This is a genomic window from Jatrophihabitans cynanchi (assembly GCF_027247405.1).
Taxonomy (GTDB): Bacteria; Actinomycetota; Actinomycetes; order Mycobacteriales; family Jatrophihabitantaceae; genus Jatrophihabitans_B; species Jatrophihabitans_B cynanchi.
On sequence record NZ_CP097463.1, the window covers coordinates 1,465,672 to 1,482,067 of the forward strand.

Below are 16,396 nucleotides of genomic sequence, written 5' to 3' on the forward strand. Positions count from 1 at the left end.
AGGCCTGTTTCGACGAGCTGTCGGCTCAGAGTCCGTACCGCTCCGCCTCGATGTCAGACGCTAGGTCCTGCTCGACGGTGACGGCGAGCTCGCGCCGGTCGACGGCGGCCTCGGCTGGTTGGTCGGTTTGCTCGGCGAATAGGTCGTCGGCCGATGTGGGGACGACCAGCTCGACGAGGTAGGCGTTGAGCTGCTGCTGATCGGCACCGGTGCGCACTGCGATGTGCCGTAGCTGTCCTTGCATGAGTTCGGTGTCGGGCTGGCCCCACAGCATCTGCTCGCGGAGGTGGTCGGCGAGCAGCCGGGTCGCGTCGTAGGCGGCGTGTTCGGCGATCGGCAGGTCGCGCAGCGCCGTGCCGGTGCTGGACCAGTCGTAGCGGTCGAGCTTATCGTCGATGAGAACGCCGAGCAGGGTGTCGCGGCGGGCGGGGTCGGCCAGTGTGGCGGCGAGGTCGAGGGCGCCGTGGCGTTCGAGGATGGCTGCCGCATCCGCGTCCGCGGGCGGGGCAGCGACGGTGAGGGCGGCGGCGGGCACGCCGCGGGCGGTGAGCTTGTGGCCGGCGGCGAGGGTGGCCTTGCGCCCGGCCTCGTCGGGGTCGAAGCCGAGAACGACGGTGCGCAGGTCGGTGTGCTCGGCGAGCAGGTCGAGGTGGGCGTCTGTGAGCGCGGTGCCGCAGGTGGCGATCGGCACCAAGTCGAGGCCGCCGTGCGGGGGGTCGGCCTGCCGAACGGCGGCGATGGCGGCCTGGATGGCGAGGCGGTCCATCGGGCCTTCCACGATGATCGCGCGGGCGCCGTCGGTCAGACGGGCGACGGCTTCGGTGTCGAGACCGTAGAGGACTCGGCTCTTGTCATACAGCGGGGTGCCGGTGGGATTGAGGTATTTCGGGTTGTCCGGGTTGGTGTCGCCCGCGGGCTTGCGGCCGACGAACCCGATCGGCCGGTCGGCCTCGTCGAGCACGGGCAGCATCACGCGGTCGCGGAAGCGGTCGATGAGCTGTCCGTGGCGCGAGCGGGTGGCCAGGCCGGCGGTCTCGATCGCGGTGTCGCTGTAGCCGAGCCGGCGGAGATGATCGACGAGCAGGGTCCAGTGGCCCGGGCGGCTGGGCGCGTACCCGACCCGAGCGGTATCGGCTGCCTCGGCGAGGCGGCGCTGCTCGAGGTAGGCCACGGACCAGCGCTGGGTGGCCGGGTCGAGGGTCTGCATGCGGAACCAGTTCGCGGCCGCGGCCTGGATCGCGTACTGCTCGGCGAGCAGACGCGGTGAGGTGACCCGCGGCCGGGCGAGCGGGAACCCGGGCAGCGCGGTCGCGACGCGGGTCCCCGTGTCGAGGTCGTGGGTGGTGCTCACACCTGGACCAAGCGGTGCGGGAGGGGCCGAATGCGACATCGGCTGCACACCAATTTCCGGCGCGGCCGGTGCGCCCACCGGTCCCGCTTCTGAGGCCGGCACGGCTGTCGCCTCGGCGGGTGGTTCGATCCCGCGTAGGCCGAGCTCTTGGGCGGCCAAGCGGGCGCGTTGCCGCTGCTCGCGAGTCGTCTGCTCCCAGTCCTGCCAGGTCTGGTGCATGCCGACGACCGTGCGCAGCTCACGTTCGATCTCACGCAGGGTTTCCTGGCCGCGCTCGACGCGGTCGGTGGCTTGCTGGTGGCCGCGCCGCAGGCTTTCGATCGCGGCGTTGTTGCGGCGCCAGCGGCGCCGCTCGGCGGTATTGAGCAGTCCGGCGGCGACGGTGTGCTCCCGCTGCAGTCGGTTGACGCGGGTGCGTTGCGCCCGGGCGCGCAGCGACAGTGCGCGCAGGTCGTGCCCGACGTACGCGGGTTGATCGCGGGTCTCGATGCGCAGCCCTTCGGCGACCCACGCGCTCAGCTGGTCGGGCAGGAACGCGCGCATGGTGCCGGCCATCGCCTGCTCGGCCAGCGCCCGACGCGCCTGCGTCCAGAGTTCACGCGCTTCCGCGTCGCCCGCCGGTGGCCGGGCGCCGACCGGGTCGGTGCTCGGGCTGGTGACGTCGGTGCCGGGCTCAGGGACCGATGCGTCCGGGTCGGCGTCGCGGTCTGCGGCGGCCGCGCGGTTGCTGCCGGTGTCGGCGGCAGGGTCGTAGCCGGTCGCGTCCTGGTAGGCGACGACGGTGCGGGCCAGCGCCAGCCACGCCTCGCGGCGCGAGCGTAGCTCGGCCCGACCGTCGGCCGCGGCGGTGGGCAGCGGGCCGAGCGCACGCACCCAGGCCGGGACGGTGCCGTTCTCGTAGCCGCCGTCCTGACCGGCGGCGGCTTGGCCGGCCAGTTGCGCGGCCAGGGCCTCGATGCGTTGGTCCATCGCCGTGGCGACCTGCACGAGTGCGGCCGCGGCGTCGGCACTGACCGGGTCGGTGAGCGTGTCGCCGCGGGCTGCGGCGAGGATCCCGGTGGCTCGCTCGGACCAGGACAGCAGCACGCCACTACTGCCGTCCAGGTGTCCGGTGGCGGCGGCTTCGCGCCAGCGGCCGGTGATGGTTTCGCAGCGCCAGTGCAGCACGGCGGCGACGTCGGCGGCACTGCCGAGCTCACGCTGGGCGATGGCTTGGATCAGTAATTGCCGGGAGTCCCAGCCGAGCAGCTGCGCGGTTCCCAGCGCGCGCACCAGCGATGCCCAGGCGGGATCGGTCACGGCCCGGTCGGCGGCCTCCCGGCCGGCGTGCTCGGCGATCAGCTGCTCGTACGCGGCGCCGCGGACCACGGTCGACAGGTCGCCGAAGATGACCCGGAGCCGTTGCAGGCTGCTCGCCTCGACGTAGAGGTCGCGTTCGACGTCGACAACGGAGGCGGTGGGCTGGTCGTCGCGTTCCAGGATGCGGGCCAGCACGGACAGGTGGTGTTGTTCGGGCCAGCGTTGGTGCGGTTCGCGTTCGGTGTCGTCGGTGACGACGTAGACGTCGTTGGAGCGTTGGCCGCGGCTCATCATCACGTACAGCGCCTCGGCGCTGGTGGCCTCGGTGACCAGTCCGCGGGCGGTGGTGACGGTGCGGCCTTGGGCGGAGTGGATGGTGCCGGCGTAGGCGAGTTGCACGTTGGCCGTGACGTAGTCCGCGGGTAGCCGCAGCTTCCACTCGACGCTGCGTTCCTCGTCTCGATGTCCGATGGAGGTGACCGAGACGATGGTCAGCGACCCGTCGCGGTGGCGTTTGGTGACGCGCCAGGTGTCGCGGTTGGCGACGAACCCCTCCCCCGCTTCGGCGCGCAGTGTGCGCTCGTTGAGCCGGGTGACGATTAGGTCGCCGACGCCGGCGCGGTTGCCGTCTGCCAGCAGCACACCGTCGGCTTCGACCAGGCCGCGGGAGACGAGGTCGGCGCGGGCCCGGGCGGACAGTGTGGCGGCGGCGGCTTCGGTGTCGGCCATCAGCAGCGCCACACCGGCCCGCTGGCTATCGGCGCCGCCCGGGCCGACGCTTTGGTCTGTTTGGAAGGCGAGGTGGTCGGTGAGCCACGCCCGGTAGCTGGTCTCTTCCATGCGCGCGTGCGGCCCGGCGTGGATGCGGCCCCGCCGCTCGTACTCGGCGATCGCGTCCAGGTCGCGGTTGCGCAACGCGAGCGAGGCCGTGCATTCCCATTCGCGCAGCTGGCCGTGCTCGTCGCGGAAGCGGCGCACCGTGGACAGCACCGGGGCGCTGGTCCGTTCGATGACGGTGCGGAACATGCCGCCGGCGCCGATCGCGCCGAGCTGCTTGTCATCGCCGACCAGTAGCAGTTTCGCGTCGGCCTTGCGTACCGCGGTGAGGATCGCGTCCAGCTCGCGGGTGGTGACCATGCCAGCCTCGTCGACGATCACCAGCTGTCCGGGGCGCAGTGTCCAGTCCGGCCGCGGCGTGTAGGGCTTGCCGCGGCCGCGGGCCTCGTCGGCGGCCTTGACCTCCTTGCGGTGCTCGTGCAGCCACTTGGCCACGTTCTCGGCGCGGGCGCCGATCGATTCGGACAGCACCGACGCCGCGATCTGGCTGGGAGCCAGGGCCAACACCTCGCGGCTGCTGTCCCCTGCCGAACTCGCATGGCCGGCCACGCGATCCGTCGAGTCCGTTGCCGGGTCAGACACGGGTCGGGCGTGCCACGCGGCGGCGATCGCTCGCTGCACGTAGGTCTTGCCCGACCCCGCTGGCCCGACGATCGCCGAGACCCTGGCGCCGGTCGTCAGCGCGGTGTGCACGGCCGCGTCCTGGTCGTCGCCGAGCGGCACCCGGGCGATGCTCACGGCCAGGTCCGCGGCGCTGATCAGCGGCGCGTCGGCGTCCTCCAACGCGGCGAGGATGCGCTGCTCGGCGGCGACAGTGGAGCGTGCGGCGTACAGCACGTCGGCATGCTGGGTGTAAACGTTCTCGGCGTCGGAGGCGCGTCGCAGCGTCGTCCCGACGTCCAGCAGGTCCGGCGGCGTGACCTGCACCGATTCGGCCAGAATCCGGGTCACCAGCCGCTCGATGTGTTTCTGGTGCTCCTCGTACGGCAAGTCCGCCGATGGTGGAAGGACGCGGGAGATGGCGAGCACGGCATGGTGGCGGGTCCACACCGCTCGGGTCTGATTGAGTACCTGGACGGCGTCGGTGACGATCTGCGCATCTGTGCGCGGCTTGCGCCGGTCGCGGCCGGCCGCGTTGACGGCGCTGTTCAGCGCCGCGTCCGCGATCTGTGCCGGGTCGTGGCCGGCGGCGCTGAGTTCGTGCTGCCAGCGGGCGATCGCGTCGGCGGTGGACTCCGCGCCGGTCTTGTCCGAGCGGGTGGACAGCGTGAACCGCCGCGCCAGTTTGCGCCACCCGCCGGCGCTGACCCGGTCGCGGTGCTGCTCGTGGTGTCCGTCGGCGTCGTGCGCCGTGCTGTCGTCGCGCTCATGCGTGACCGCGCCGTTGAGGGCGTCTTCGATGGCCGCGCGGCGCTTGGAGAAGTGCTCGATTACCTCGGCCGGGATGCCGTCGACCTCGCGGATGGTGTGCCGCTCGTTGGTGCTGAACCGCACCCCGAGCCGGACGGCGAGTTCACTTTCCAAAGCCTGCTCATACACCGCGCGGGCCCCGACGCTCGCCGCGTAGACGGCGCGGCCGTCGACGGTGCGCCACTTGCCGTCGGTGCACAGCACGCGGTTCGCGACGATGGCGTGGGTGTGGATGTTGGGGTCTTGCTCGCGGCTCATGCGGTGCTCGAAGGCCGCGATCACCAGGCCTTCGGTGTCGATCTGACGCACGCCGTTCACGCCGGCGCGGGAGTAGGCGGCGTGGTCTTGCACGTACTCGAGGGCGGTGTCGACCGCGGCGCGGTGCGCGTCGAGGACGTCCTGCCAGACGGCTTCGCCGGCGACCGCCCCGAGCACGCTGACGCTCTTGACCGGTGTGAAGGTCAGCTCATAGGCGGCGACGGCCTGACGGTCACCCTCGGCCAGCACGCGGGCCCGGACCGCGTCGCGGGAGGCTTCGTCGGCGTCCTCGCCGAGGTCGGCGACCGCCCGTTCGGCCCTGTCTGCCGCTGATTCGTAGATGGCGAATTGCCGCCCCAGGTATAGCGCCTTCTCCGCCGCAGCCAGCGCGGCGCGCCGCTCCGGGCCCCTCAGCGACCGGTCGTTGAGTAGGGCGATGGCCCGCTGTTGCAGCTGCTCGTCGTAGTGCGGATGCCGGGCCTGACCGACCAGATTCTCCAGCTCGGCGGGCTGCACTGCCCCGGCCAGGTCGAGTGTTGACAGGCCGCGCCCAATCCACCGGCCCGGCGATTCGCCGTGTGCGTGCACGTCGCTGTAGTAAGCCAGCGCCTGGGTCGGCGACAGCTGCGCGAAGTCGTCGGCGCCCGAGGCGACCTGCCGAGTCAGGTACTTGCAGCCGGTGCCCGCGCCGACCCGCCCGACCGTCAACACCCGCCGATCATCGCGCGGCGGTTATCCACAGACATTGAGTAATGCAATGGGGTGTTCTTCCAAAGTGCGTGCACGGCGGGTGGTGCGAACGGTGTGGTACAAGGGGGTTTGAGTGCGCGCGGGCGACACTGCGGCGGCGGGTCGTGCGCTTACGCTGCCGGTCATGACGAGCACGACGAACGCGCAGGAAGTGGGCCGGCTGAAGAGGGCCCGCGAAGAGGCGCAGGCGAAGTTCAAGCGACAAGCCAAGCTGCTTGAACAGCTCGAAGCGACGGCGGCCGAACGGCAACGGGTCAACGAGAAATGGAGCGCCCAGCTGGCGGCGCTGGCCGAGCTCACCGGCGGCGCTGCGGCGGCCGCCGATCTCAGCGGCGTCACGAAGGGCGAGATCGAAGCCGCGGTCAAAGGCGTGAACCGCGGCGCGGTCGACGCGGCGCTGGAGGCGGCCAAGCCGCCGCCGCCGCGCCGGCGGGGCAAGGCCGCCGCTGGGGCGCGCCCAGAGCCGGCGGCGGGGACCGGCTAAGGCGGCACCGGCTGGGTTGCTCACGCGTGACCCAACCGTCAGAGAGGCCGAAGGGGAAAAGCGACGCTCCGGGGTCCGGTCGAAGAAATTCGACCGGACCCTGTCGTGTTCGGGGGTGGCCACACCGCTTGGCCGGGGTAGAGCGGCGTCGCGCCACCCGTGCCGCGGTGACGGGCGCCGGGCCCGACGAGGAGGCACGGCATGAGCGGTCCTAACGGCGCCGGCGTGAGCGGTGGCGTCAGCCAGGTCTACACCGAGGAAGGCGAGAGCTGGCTACGGGTCAGCCCGGGCCACTCGATCAGCGAACGGTGGCTGCAGGAGCGTGCGCCGGACCTGTACGCCCAGTGGTGGGCCGCGCCCAGCGGGGCGCAGCGCGACCAACTGGCGCACGTCATCGAGCAGCGGCTCGACGAGCTGGAGGCGGCGCCGACCTGGCGGCAGGCCGCGAACGCCGCCGGCGAACGGGCCGATAGCGCGCTGGTCGAGCGGGTCTCTCGCTACGAGGACCAGGCCGAGCGGCTAGGCATGATCGCGATCGACGACCCGACCCGCCCGGGCGAGCACCTACGGTTCCAGCACGAGGGCGATCGGCTGCGTGACGAGCTGGCGACCGCGCCGATCGACGCGCAACCCGAGCTGCTCACGCGTCGCCTCGAGGCGGCTGAGCTCGCCGCGGACCGACCGGTCCTCGAGGCCGCCTCCGGCTACACGGTGCAGGTCGACCGGCTCGCGGTCGGCGCGCTGGCCGGCAACCGGTCGAGCGAGCCGATGGCGGTGAGCGCCGACGCCGTGCGGGCCGAGATGATCGCCGAGCACCCGCAGGCCGCGCTGCGCGCGGACGTGCTTACCGCGGTCGCGGCCGCCGGCTATGACGCGCCACAGCTGCGCGGCGAGGTCGAACGGCATGGCGTCGACCTCGCACAGATCGCGCCGGCGCTACTGCCGGCCAGCGACTTCAACCAGCGGCACGCCGCCGCTATCGATGCCACCCTCGATCGAGAGATCGCCGCCGGCGGCTTCGACGGGCTGCCGTCCTACATGGCCGCCTGGCGGCACGCACGGCCCGCGACGATGAGCCTGCACGACACCGAGCGGGCCATCGTCGAGCATGTCGTAGCGGGCGTGATCACCTCCAGCGACCCGGGCGGCGCCGACGCACGCGCGGCGGATCGGATGTGGCAGCGGGCCGCCGACCGAGTCGCGTTGCGCGAATGGAGCGCCGCACACCGAGAACTGGAGGCACCGGTCGACAGGGTCGACGGGCCTGAGCGGCAGCTCGAGCTGGGCCTGATGCACTTCGACGACGCCGTCGCCGAGACCGGACACGATGCAGAGCAGGAGGTCGGCTAATGGCAGTCAGCGACGAGGACGGAACCGCCGAGCGGTTGGCGCAGACCCGCGCCGAGCGGCGACACATCCGGCGGCTGCGGACCGCGGAACGCCGCGACGCGGCGCACGAGCGCGGCGCCGAGCGGCGGGCCGAGCTCGAGACCGAGACCGGTTACGACCCGCTCACCACTCCCTCGATGTCGTCGGCCGACACCCGTGAGCTGCTTGCCGCGGAGCAGGACGCGTTGGCGCTGGAGCGAGGCAGCCTGGTCGCCGACTGCGGGCCAGAAGACGACCGGGAGATGGACATCATCTGACTCCCATCACCTATGTGGTTAAGACTTCGCACCCCTACAACGCCGACGAACCGGCGTGCCGTTGACATTGAACTAAGGCCGTCGCCTGCGGACTGCATACTCATGCGGCCTCGAACTCGACGGAGCGAGGTTGATCGCCACCACCGAACGGCGGGCGCGCGCGAGAGCCGTCGATAGGCTCGCTCGATGTCGCCATGCGTTGCGCGCAGATCAGTCTGTAAGGAACAAGTGCCGGCGCCGGGCCGATACGGTCTGCGGCGATCCGGTACCTGCCAGTGCACGGCGGCGGGTGCACTCGGCTAGCAAGGTACGAAGGGATCCCGGTCGGCGGCCTCGAGCATCAACACCGACGAGGTGCGACACGGGATCGCTGCCAGTCGGCTGCTTGGCGCCTGCGTTGTCTCCTTATGTTGGGCGTTCGTGACTAGCGTGCCGCCAGCGCTCATGCCGGATCTCGGCCCGAAACGGCCCGCACGATCACTTGGGACGACTACGCCGCCTGGGTGATGACGGAATGGGAGCAGCTGCTCGCGACGCAGCCGGCCGAAGACGCCGTCCAGAACTTCCTCGAACGCCATCCGTCACTTATCCCAGGCGCGTTCGGCGACGTCGGCCCGGGGCGGTAACAACGGCCCTCACCTTCAGGGGGTCTGGCGCGAGTGACAGCGGCCACGGGAAACTGCCCGGAGACGGCCATGTAGCTGCCCGGTGGCGGACATGAAAACTGCCCGCTGATGGTCATGGGATCTGCCCGACACGACGTCGTTCGCCTCGCCGCCTGCTGCGGTTGGGGCCCCTCTTCGGATCAGCTGGCGGTGCTGAAGCGCCGTCGACCCGAAGAGGGACAACTTGAAGTCTGCCGAGGAGATCATGCACATGTTGGAAGCTTTCGACTTGACCGGGTCGTTGCGCGACGCGGCCGAACTGGCTGGCTGTTCGCACCACACGGTCGCCAAGCACGTTGCGGCCCGCGACGCGGGTCAGCTCACCGACCAGGCTGCAGCGCGGCCGATGTTGATTGATGAGTTCTTGCCCAAGATGGAGGAGTGGATGGAGCACTCCAAGGGCAAGATCCGCGCTGATGTGGCGCACGAGAAGCTGCTCGCGTTGGGCTATCGGGGTTCGGAGCGCACCACTCGCCGTGCGGCCGCGACGGTGCGGGCGGCGTACCGGTCCGGCCGGATCCGGGTGCACCGGCCGTGGGTGACTGAGCCGGGGATGTGGCTGCAGTACGACTTCGGCGACGGGCCGGTGATCGACGGGGTCAAGACGATCCTGTTCTGCGCGTGGTTGGCGTGGTCCCGGTTCCGGGTGGTGTTGGCGCTGCGGGACAAGACGATGCCCAGCGTGTTCGCGGCCCTGGATGTGACGCTGCGCAGGATCGGCGGCGTCCCGACCTATGTGCTGACCGATAACGAGAAGACCGTCACCGTCGAGCATGTCGCGGGGATCGCGGTGCGTAACCCGCAGATGCTCGCGTTCGCCCGGCACTACGGGGCGACGGTGCACACGTGCGAGCCGGCCGATCCCGCGTCGAAGGGCGGCTCGGAGTCGACGGTGAAGCTGGCGAAGGCCGACCTGGTCCCGAAGGACACGAACCTGCTGGGCGCCTACGGCTCGTTCGCCGAGTTGGAGGCGGCCTGCCAAGCGTTCTGTGAGCAGGTCAACGCCCGGGTCCACCGGGTGACGCGGCGGGCGCCGGCCGAGATGCTGACCGAGGAACAGGCCCGGCTGCACCGGGTGCCGACCGTGGCGCATACGGTCGCGTTCGGGCTGACCCGCACCGTCGCGGCGAAGACGCCGATGGTCACCTTCGAGGGCGGGCAGTACTCGGTGCCACACGCGTTGCTCGGCCAGCAGGTCTGGGTCCGCAGCTACGGTGTCGGCGCCGGCGAGCAGGTGGTGATCGTGCACGTCGGCGAGCGCGGTCCGGTCGAAGTCGCCCGGCACCTGCGCGCGCGGCCGGGCAGTCCGCGGCTGCAGGACGCGCACTTCCCACCCGCTCCGGCCGGGCTGGCGCGGGCGCCGAAGGCGCGCACCGCCGCCGAGAGTGAGTTCCTGGCGTTGGGTGAGGGCGCGCACCTGTGGTTGGCCGAGGCTGCCGCCGCGGGCACCACAAGGATGCGGGTCAAGATGGCCGCCGCGGTCGGCACCGCGAAGCTCGTCGGTGCTGTCGAGGTGGACTGGGCGCTCGGGCACGCCGCGGTCAACGCCCGCTTCGGCGAGCATGATCTGGCCTCGATCCTCGAGCACCACGCCAGGACTCGGCCCGGCGAGCTGCACCGGGCCGGGGAGGATCGTTCCCTCACCCAAGGCACTGCGAGCTGGGCCGCGCTCGGTGCCGCCGGGGACGGCCTGGCCGAGGGCGGGGTGAGCGCGTGAGCGCCACGACCCGGACCGGGACAACGCCGAATGCGCTTATAGCGGCGGGTGTTCCGGCCGCACCGCCACTGCCGGATGACCTAGAGGCTGTGTTGCGTCGGCTGCGGCTGCCACACATCCGCCGGCTGGCGCCGGAGGTGCTCGCCACCGCGAAAGCGCAACGCTGGGAACCGGCCGAAGTGCTGCGGGCCCTATTCGCCGAAGAGGCCGCCGGACGCGAACGCTCCGCGCTGGCGACCCGGCGAGCGGCGGCGGCGTTCCCCACCGGCAAAACCTTCGACGCGTGGAAGCCGGACGCCTCCTCGATCCCGGCACCGACCCAGCAGGCGCTGCGCACCCTGGAATGGGTGCACCGGCGAGAGAACCTGGTGGTCTGCGGCCCGTCCGGGACCGGGAAGACGTTCCTGCTCGAAGCCCTCGGCCAGCAGGCCGTCGAATCCGGGCTCAAGGTCGCCTGGTTCACCCTGGAAGACCTCGGCGTGCTGCTGCGCCGACACCGGGCCGATGACACCGTGTCCAAGGCGATCGCCCGGGTCCTACGTGCAGATCTCGTCGTCGTCGATGACATCGGGCTCTTGCCGGTGGCCCAAGACGCCGCCGAAGGCCTCTACCGCCTAGTGGATGCGGCATATGAGAAACGCTCCGTGGCCGTGAGCTCGAACCTGCACCCGGCAGCGTTCGACGAGCTGATGCCCAAAACCCTCGCCACCGCGACCGTCGACCGACTGCTTCACCACGCCCACGTCTGCCAAACCAGCGGCGACTCGGTCCGACTGTCCCAAGCACTCGCCGGACAAGGAGTGCTGGCCTTGACCTGAGATCGCGGCCGGGTGGTGGCCAGCAGCTGGGCAGATCCCATGGCCACCACCGGGCAGTTCTCGTGACCGTCACCGGGCAGGTTTCACGACCGCCTCTGGGCAGAACTCAATGGCCCTTGACACGCGAGCCGCAGTTGCACGGCTCGGGATGTGACCAGATACCGGACTTAATGTGGATCAGCCGCTCCACGTCGATGATCACACCAATCTGTATCGAGATCGAGAAGCCGGACAGGCGTTGGTTCGACCAGACCGGTGACCCGCTGAAGGATTTCGTCCGCCCGCGAACAGCTCGTGAACTGGGATTCCTGGCTTTCTCGGCCCGAGAATGAGGCGATCTTCCGGTCAGCGTTCAGGCTCAACGTGTACGCCGACTATTCGCTGCGCCCGCAATTCCTCCTGATCTAAGGGCGACGAGACGAGCTTGACCCGCGTTGACTCATATCGCGTCAACGTCCAGACGCAACAGCTGTCTGGCTGTTCTTGGGTTTCGCGGCGCGACCTGCTTCCAGTCGGGCGACCGGTACCCGATCTCGCTGACGCGCACGAGGGGCAGCGCCCCCAGCGACCTGCAACGGTTCGACCATTCGAACGATCACGTTCAGGTGGGACCGAGAGAGAACGTCGCACGTGTCACCGACAGCTTCCGGGGCGGACCATGCTCACAATGAACGTGCGTGGGCCTGCTGATATCGAGGCCACGCAACCGGCGCTGGACCCGGCTCGTTAGATGCTTCGCCAGCGCTTCCTGTGTTGTTCGTCCTTGAAGTCGTCTGGCTGCAACTGCGCCCTACAGTCCAGCCGGTCGTTCAATCCACGGGAACGTTCGGAGATCGTTGGCAGGCGCGGGACCGGTCCCCACGTCTGCCACATGTGTCGAATAAGCTGCGTTGCGTCCAACGCGTCTACGTCGTTGAAGGACCCTGGACCGTCGGCACGGCCGAGTATCTCCTCTAGCTGTTCAAGCTGAGCGCAAATCGCCTTGATCCGAGTTAGGGCGGAAGTCAGTTCCGCGCAGCCGTGAAGGCAGGCACGTGCGTGCGCAATCCGCGCGCACGCCAGTCGGCGCATGTCAGGGGTCCATGGGTCGTCAGCCCCGTCGATGGCGTCCAGGACGTCGTCGGCTGCGATCCATGCGACCGATCGCGCGGCTACTGACTCGGACTCGTGGCGCTTACGCGCGTCCAGGTTCGCCGGGAGGAAGGTGGACAGCGGCATCGCCGTGAACGTGTTGAGCGCCCGCTCCCAGTGGACATCGACGAGGCGCAGCGCCGCCGTGCCCACCTCGACGACCGGATGTTCTGTTCCGTCGCGCCAGACGCGGAACGTTTCGACTCGCGGCAGTAATCGGCTGGCGAGAACTAACGCTTGCAAACATGGGTTGATGTTCTCAGTGTCGAGTTGCTCGACGTGCGCTTCGGCGACTCGGGAGTTGAACACAAGCCGACGGAGCCGCAGACCGTTCGTTCCAAAGAACGCCTCTGCGCGACGCCACGGCTGCAAGCGTCCCGGTTCGTCACAGGTCGGGGTGAGCAATCCTGGGTCGCGCTCTCCGGCGCGGTCGTGGGCGAACGCAGCTTCGCAACCTCGAACGAAAGACACTGCGCCGCTGAATGCGTGTACGACTTGTCGGGGAGTGAACTCCGCATCGTCGACGATGAAAACTTCGCGGTGCCCATCCCAGACGAGCGATTCGTGAGCTTGCCCGTTGCGGACGTCCCTCAGCACGGCAACGTCGAGCACGGATGCGAGCCAGTCGCCGTCACTCGCGATCGCAGCTTGAAGAGGACCGAGCGTTGGTGGAACGCTCCATTGCCTGCGGCTAAGGCAACGCATCGTCCACGCGTACTGCCGAAACGGTCCCTCGGTGATCCGCTTGTACACGTCGGCGAGCTGATGGGCTCGGGTTTCACTGTCGGCTTCGGACCTCAAGTCCTGCAGAGTCGCTATGACCCGCCGCCAGGTCTGTCGGAGTGCCTCGTCGCGCCCGTGCAGATACGCGAACGCGGCAGCTCTGTCCGTGGGCGCTTCCCGCCTGCTGTGGTCGAGCGCCCAAAGCATCTCGTGCATAGACGAGTAGGCGAGCACGGGATCGGGAGCGTCGGCGATCCATCCACAAATGCAGACGAGAGCGAGCACGTCGTCCACTGGCTCGACGCCAAGCGACGCGACATGAGGCAGCACTTGCCTCACGAGGCTTGTCACGTCGTACTTGAACGCTTCGAAGACCCGTGAGGCACTGAACTCTCCTGTCTCGTCGACTGGGCGAGTGCTTAGGCCGAACACGCGACTAAGACTGTCGTGCTCTTCTTGGCCCGTCGGCTTCTCTGGCTGCTCAAACTCGATACGCGCTGTCCCAGCAATCGACTGAGCGGGCTGCTCGTTCTCCACCACCGCAAGCACCGCCGCAACGGCCGTGTCCATTCGCTCGAGCGCCGATGACGCGTCGGCCGCGTTGAACGGTTCGAACGCGCACATCGCCATCAGACGCCAGATGGCTGTGCTCCGAACCTCGACGATCTTCTCAAGTTGGCGACGGATACCGTTGAATGGCCGCGTCAGGTCCACATCCTGTACTGCGTGATGTACGGCGGCGCCGGCTTCTCGAAGTTGCCGCACGTACGTGTTCCAAACACCGGCTGGCAAAGGCACGGTGCTCACGGCGGGGAACGCCCAGGACTTCCGCTCAAGCTCTGCTCGGACAGGTGCGGCGAGGCGTCGCCGAGCCTCGGCAGGGATAGTCACGGCACGAGCGTATTCGCGCTATCAGTCGAAGTCCGACTCGATATGCGCGGACGCACTCTGCTCACGTCGCGTGGATCCGCCGCCCGAACCGCCGGCCGTGAGCAGAAGCTAGGCCGCGGGCGCCGCCGAGACACCGGCGCCTCGGTCTGTCGAGCGCTCGTGTGCGCCCCGAACGAGGTGCACGGATCGAGATGACCCATAACAGCTGACGTGAACTTCCAGCCGATGTTGCACTGGATGTGGTCTCGCGAACGGTGTCCGCAGCCGCGTGGAAGCACGCGCATATCACTCGGGTCTCGAGCCCGCCGTTCATCGGAGTCTTGAGCCTATTCGGCGTTGCCGGCGTCGGTCCGAATGTCGATGGCATCTTCAGCGGGAACAGCAAGTAAGGCGTGAACTGAACCACCCGATCTCACATTCGTAGCTGGCGACCGACGGTTGGGTGAACTTGAGGGCGTTACGACTCCTCGGTTTCGTCGCGCTCGGGTAGTTCGCCATCAGCGATCCCATCGAGTCCGCCGAGCGGGTCGATCGCGGTGTAGCCCGCGATGTACGTTGCGAGAATTTCCGCGCGGCGGGCCAACGCTCGGCCATCGTTCGTCGACTGCACGAAGACGTTGTACTCGCGGAGTCTCGCGTTGGCCGGCCGGCCGTAGGCGGGCTCGTCCTCCACCATCTGCGCGGCCTGGCGTCTGAGCTGCTCGAATTCCGCCAACTTGCCTCGATCGACAGCATCCGCGAACGCCCGTTGTCGGAAGGCGATGTAGTAGACGACGACGGTGCCGATCGACGCGAGCAGTCGATCGTCCTCATCGAAGACGGTGACCATGCGGTCGAGCGTCTGCTGAGCGAGTGCTTGGTACGCCTGCATGTCAGCCGCCGTGATGCGGGGAGAGGCACCGCGTGTGGCTACGAACAGGTCGTAGAGAGTTTCAGCTTTGGTATCGGTGATCTTCTGACGGCTCGCGACCTGGTGCTCGATCGCGAGGAATTTGGCGCCGAGTTCCCGGTACTTGTAGCGGGCGCTCCGGATCGGCGAACGGATGACGAGCAGCTCGTGCTCGGCCAGTGTGTTCGCCGCGTCGCGGGTGGGTCCAGTGAGCGCGTTACGACGTTCGGCAGCATTGAGCGCCGCGGAGGCGTTCAATCGCTGGAACATCTCCTCGATCAGATCCCCGCTGTCGCTCGTAACACGGACGATCGGCAGCTCAAAGTCGACAAAGCGGCGGGCGAGCAGCGGATACTCGGCTTGGAGGGTGGATAGCGTCATTCCCGCTGCCTTGACGGCTTCGTCCTCGAAGAAGACGAAGTCTTCGGCCAGCTTGAGCTGGTCGGCGAGGAAGGCGAGGATGGCTTCCAGTCGTTGCTTTCCGTCGATGACGGCGTACTGGTAGGCAAGCCCTTCCGGGCTGACCCTTCGCACGGTCGCGGTCTCGAAGTAGAGCTTCGGCACGTCGAGGCCGTTGATGATCGAGTCGATGAGCGCGCTGCGGGCACCCGGTTTCCAGACGTCGCTCTCGCGCTGGTATGGCGGGTCGAGGTTGACCACGCCCTTCATTCGGTGGAACCGCGAGACTGTGATCTCGGGCAGTAGCTCCGTTCGTATTTTCATGCCGGCCCTCGCCCGTGGCCGGCCTTGATGCGATTCGCGATGCGATCAAGATCTCGATAGATGGAGACCTCGTTGAAGCCGAGAGTGTCGAGTTGTTCGCGCAGGTCGGGCTTCGCGTCACCTGGGACGACGAACGCTTGGAGGGCCTTCGCCTTCCGCAGTGGCTCTGGTTCGCTATTCGCGGTTGGCAGTTGCGAAACGGTGAACGTCCCGGTCTGGAAGCGAATCCGGTCGAACACCAACGGCGCGACGACGGCGCGGGGCTTGGAGGGGTTCTCCGCGTCCTTGCCCGGCAGATAGTCCTTGAGCTTTCCGTCCCCGTCCGAGAGCAGTCGCGGGTGGCCGCCATCGCTGTCGCCGGCCTCGACGTTCAGGTCGTTCGGGTGGAGGACGAAGAACTCTCCGTCCATCTCGACGCCGGTGTCCGCGGACTCTGACCCACGTTCGCAGGCGAAGAACAGTGCGACGAGCGGGCTTTGTGACCAGTCGAGGAGTCGCGTCGGCAGAGCATGGTGCTGGGCGAAGGTGATCCAGCCCCAGTCGTCGAACGCGTACTGAAGTCCGGCCGCTGCCGCTTCCTGGCGGAACCGTGCGAGCATTGCGCGTTCGCCAGTCCGGTGGCGTTCGATGCGGAACGCGGACGCCTCGAGGCGCCAACTCTGGTCGCGGTGGCCGCGGTACCAGACCTCGCGCCCGTCCGCCGTGATCGGTGCCAGTACCCGCATTAAGTCTTCTACGGACCCGATCGTCGGGGTCTCAGATTTTGCGTCGACCACTTCTGTCACAGCGGCCAAATTTAGCAGT

At 68.8% G+C, this 16,396-nt stretch carries 9 protein-coding genes; 5 read left to right on the forward strand and 4 right to left on the reverse strand.

What is annotated here, in order from left to right; translation table 11 throughout:
• Nucleotides 1-25 precede the first annotated feature (25 nt).
• Complete coding sequence (gene mobF / locus M6B22_RS07085) at nt 26-5,866, reverse strand: MobF family relaxase (RefSeq protein WP_269445062.1); 5,841 nt, start codon at nt 5,864-5,866, stop codon at nt 26-28.
• Between the two features lie 163 nt (nt 5,867-6,029).
• Between mobF and M6B22_RS07090 the strand changes: the two genes are divergently transcribed.
• The 5 genes from M6B22_RS07090 (at nt 6,030) to istB (ending at nt 11,235) form a co-directional block, all read left to right on the forward strand.
• Nucleotides 6,030-6,389: a hypothetical protein gene (locus tag M6B22_RS07090; RefSeq protein WP_269445063.1), complete on the forward strand. Its 360-nt coding sequence runs from the start codon at nt 6,030-6,032 to the stop codon at nt 6,387-6,389.
• 201 nt (nt 6,390-6,590) lie between these two features.
• Nucleotides 6,591-7,739, forward strand: coding sequence for a hypothetical protein (locus tag M6B22_RS07095; RefSeq protein WP_269445064.1), 1,149 nt, complete (start codon nt 6,591-6,593; stop codon nt 7,737-7,739).
• Nucleotides 7,739-8,035: a hypothetical protein gene (locus M6B22_RS07100; protein ID WP_269445065.1), complete on the forward strand. Its 297-nt coding sequence runs from the start codon at nt 7,739-7,741 to the stop codon at nt 8,033-8,035. The genes M6B22_RS07095 and M6B22_RS07100 overlap by 1 nt, the downstream gene beginning before the upstream one ends.
• Before the next feature lie 849 nt (nt 8,036-8,884).
• Nucleotides 8,885-10,417 (forward strand): IS21 family transposase, encoded by a 1,533-nt coding sequence (istA, locus tag M6B22_RS07105; RefSeq protein WP_331459800.1) that lies wholly within the window; start codon nt 8,885-8,887, stop codon nt 10,415-10,417.
• Nucleotides 10,418-10,455: 38 nt separating this feature from the next.
• Nucleotides 10,456-11,235, forward strand: a complete 780-nt coding sequence (istB, locus tag M6B22_RS07110) for an IS21-like element helper ATPase IstB (protein WP_407935657.1) — start codon at nt 10,456-10,458, stop codon at nt 11,233-11,235.
• A 726-nt stretch (nt 11,236-11,961) separates the two neighbouring features.
• Here istB and M6B22_RS07115 read toward each other — a convergent pair.
• The 3 genes from M6B22_RS07115 to M6B22_RS07125 all read right to left on the reverse strand — a co-directional run bounded on the left by M6B22_RS07115 (nt 11,962) and on the right by M6B22_RS07125 (nt 16,377).
• A complete protein-coding gene (locus tag M6B22_RS07115) occupies nt 11,962-13,980 on the reverse strand; it encodes a hypothetical protein (protein ID WP_269445068.1) in 2,019 nt (672 codons plus the stop codon).
• A gap of 457 nt (nt 13,981-14,437) precedes the next feature.
• The gene (locus M6B22_RS07120; protein WP_269445069.1) at nt 14,438-15,538 is read right to left on the reverse strand and encodes a DUF262 domain-containing protein; all 1,101 of its coding nucleotides are present in this window, start codon (nt 15,536-15,538) and stop codon (nt 14,438-14,440) included.
• Nucleotides 15,539-15,588: 50 nt separating this feature from the next.
• Entirely contained in the window at nt 15,589-16,377 is a 789-nt protein-coding gene (locus tag M6B22_RS07125) for an FRG domain-containing protein (RefSeq protein ID WP_269445070.1), read from the reverse strand.
• Nucleotides 16,378-16,396: the final 19 nt, after the last annotated feature.

Bases quoted from the DNA above. Each gene is read 5' to 3' on its own strand.
- M6B22_RS07090 (WP_269445063.1), top strand. From the start codon at position 6,030: ATGACGAGCACGACGAACGCGCAGGAAGTGGGCCGGCTGAAGAGGGCC.
- M6B22_RS07095 (WP_269445064.1), top strand. From the start codon at position 6,591: ATGAGCGGTCCTAACGGCGCCGGCGTGAGCGGTGGCGTCAGCCAGGTC.
- M6B22_RS07100 (WP_269445065.1), top strand. From the start codon at position 7,739: ATGGCAGTCAGCGACGAGGACGGAACCGCCGAGCGGTTGGCGCAGACC.
- M6B22_RS07120 (WP_269445069.1), bottom strand. From the start codon at position 15,538: ATGAAGGGCGTGGTCAACCTCGACCCGCCATACCAGCGCGAGAGCGAC.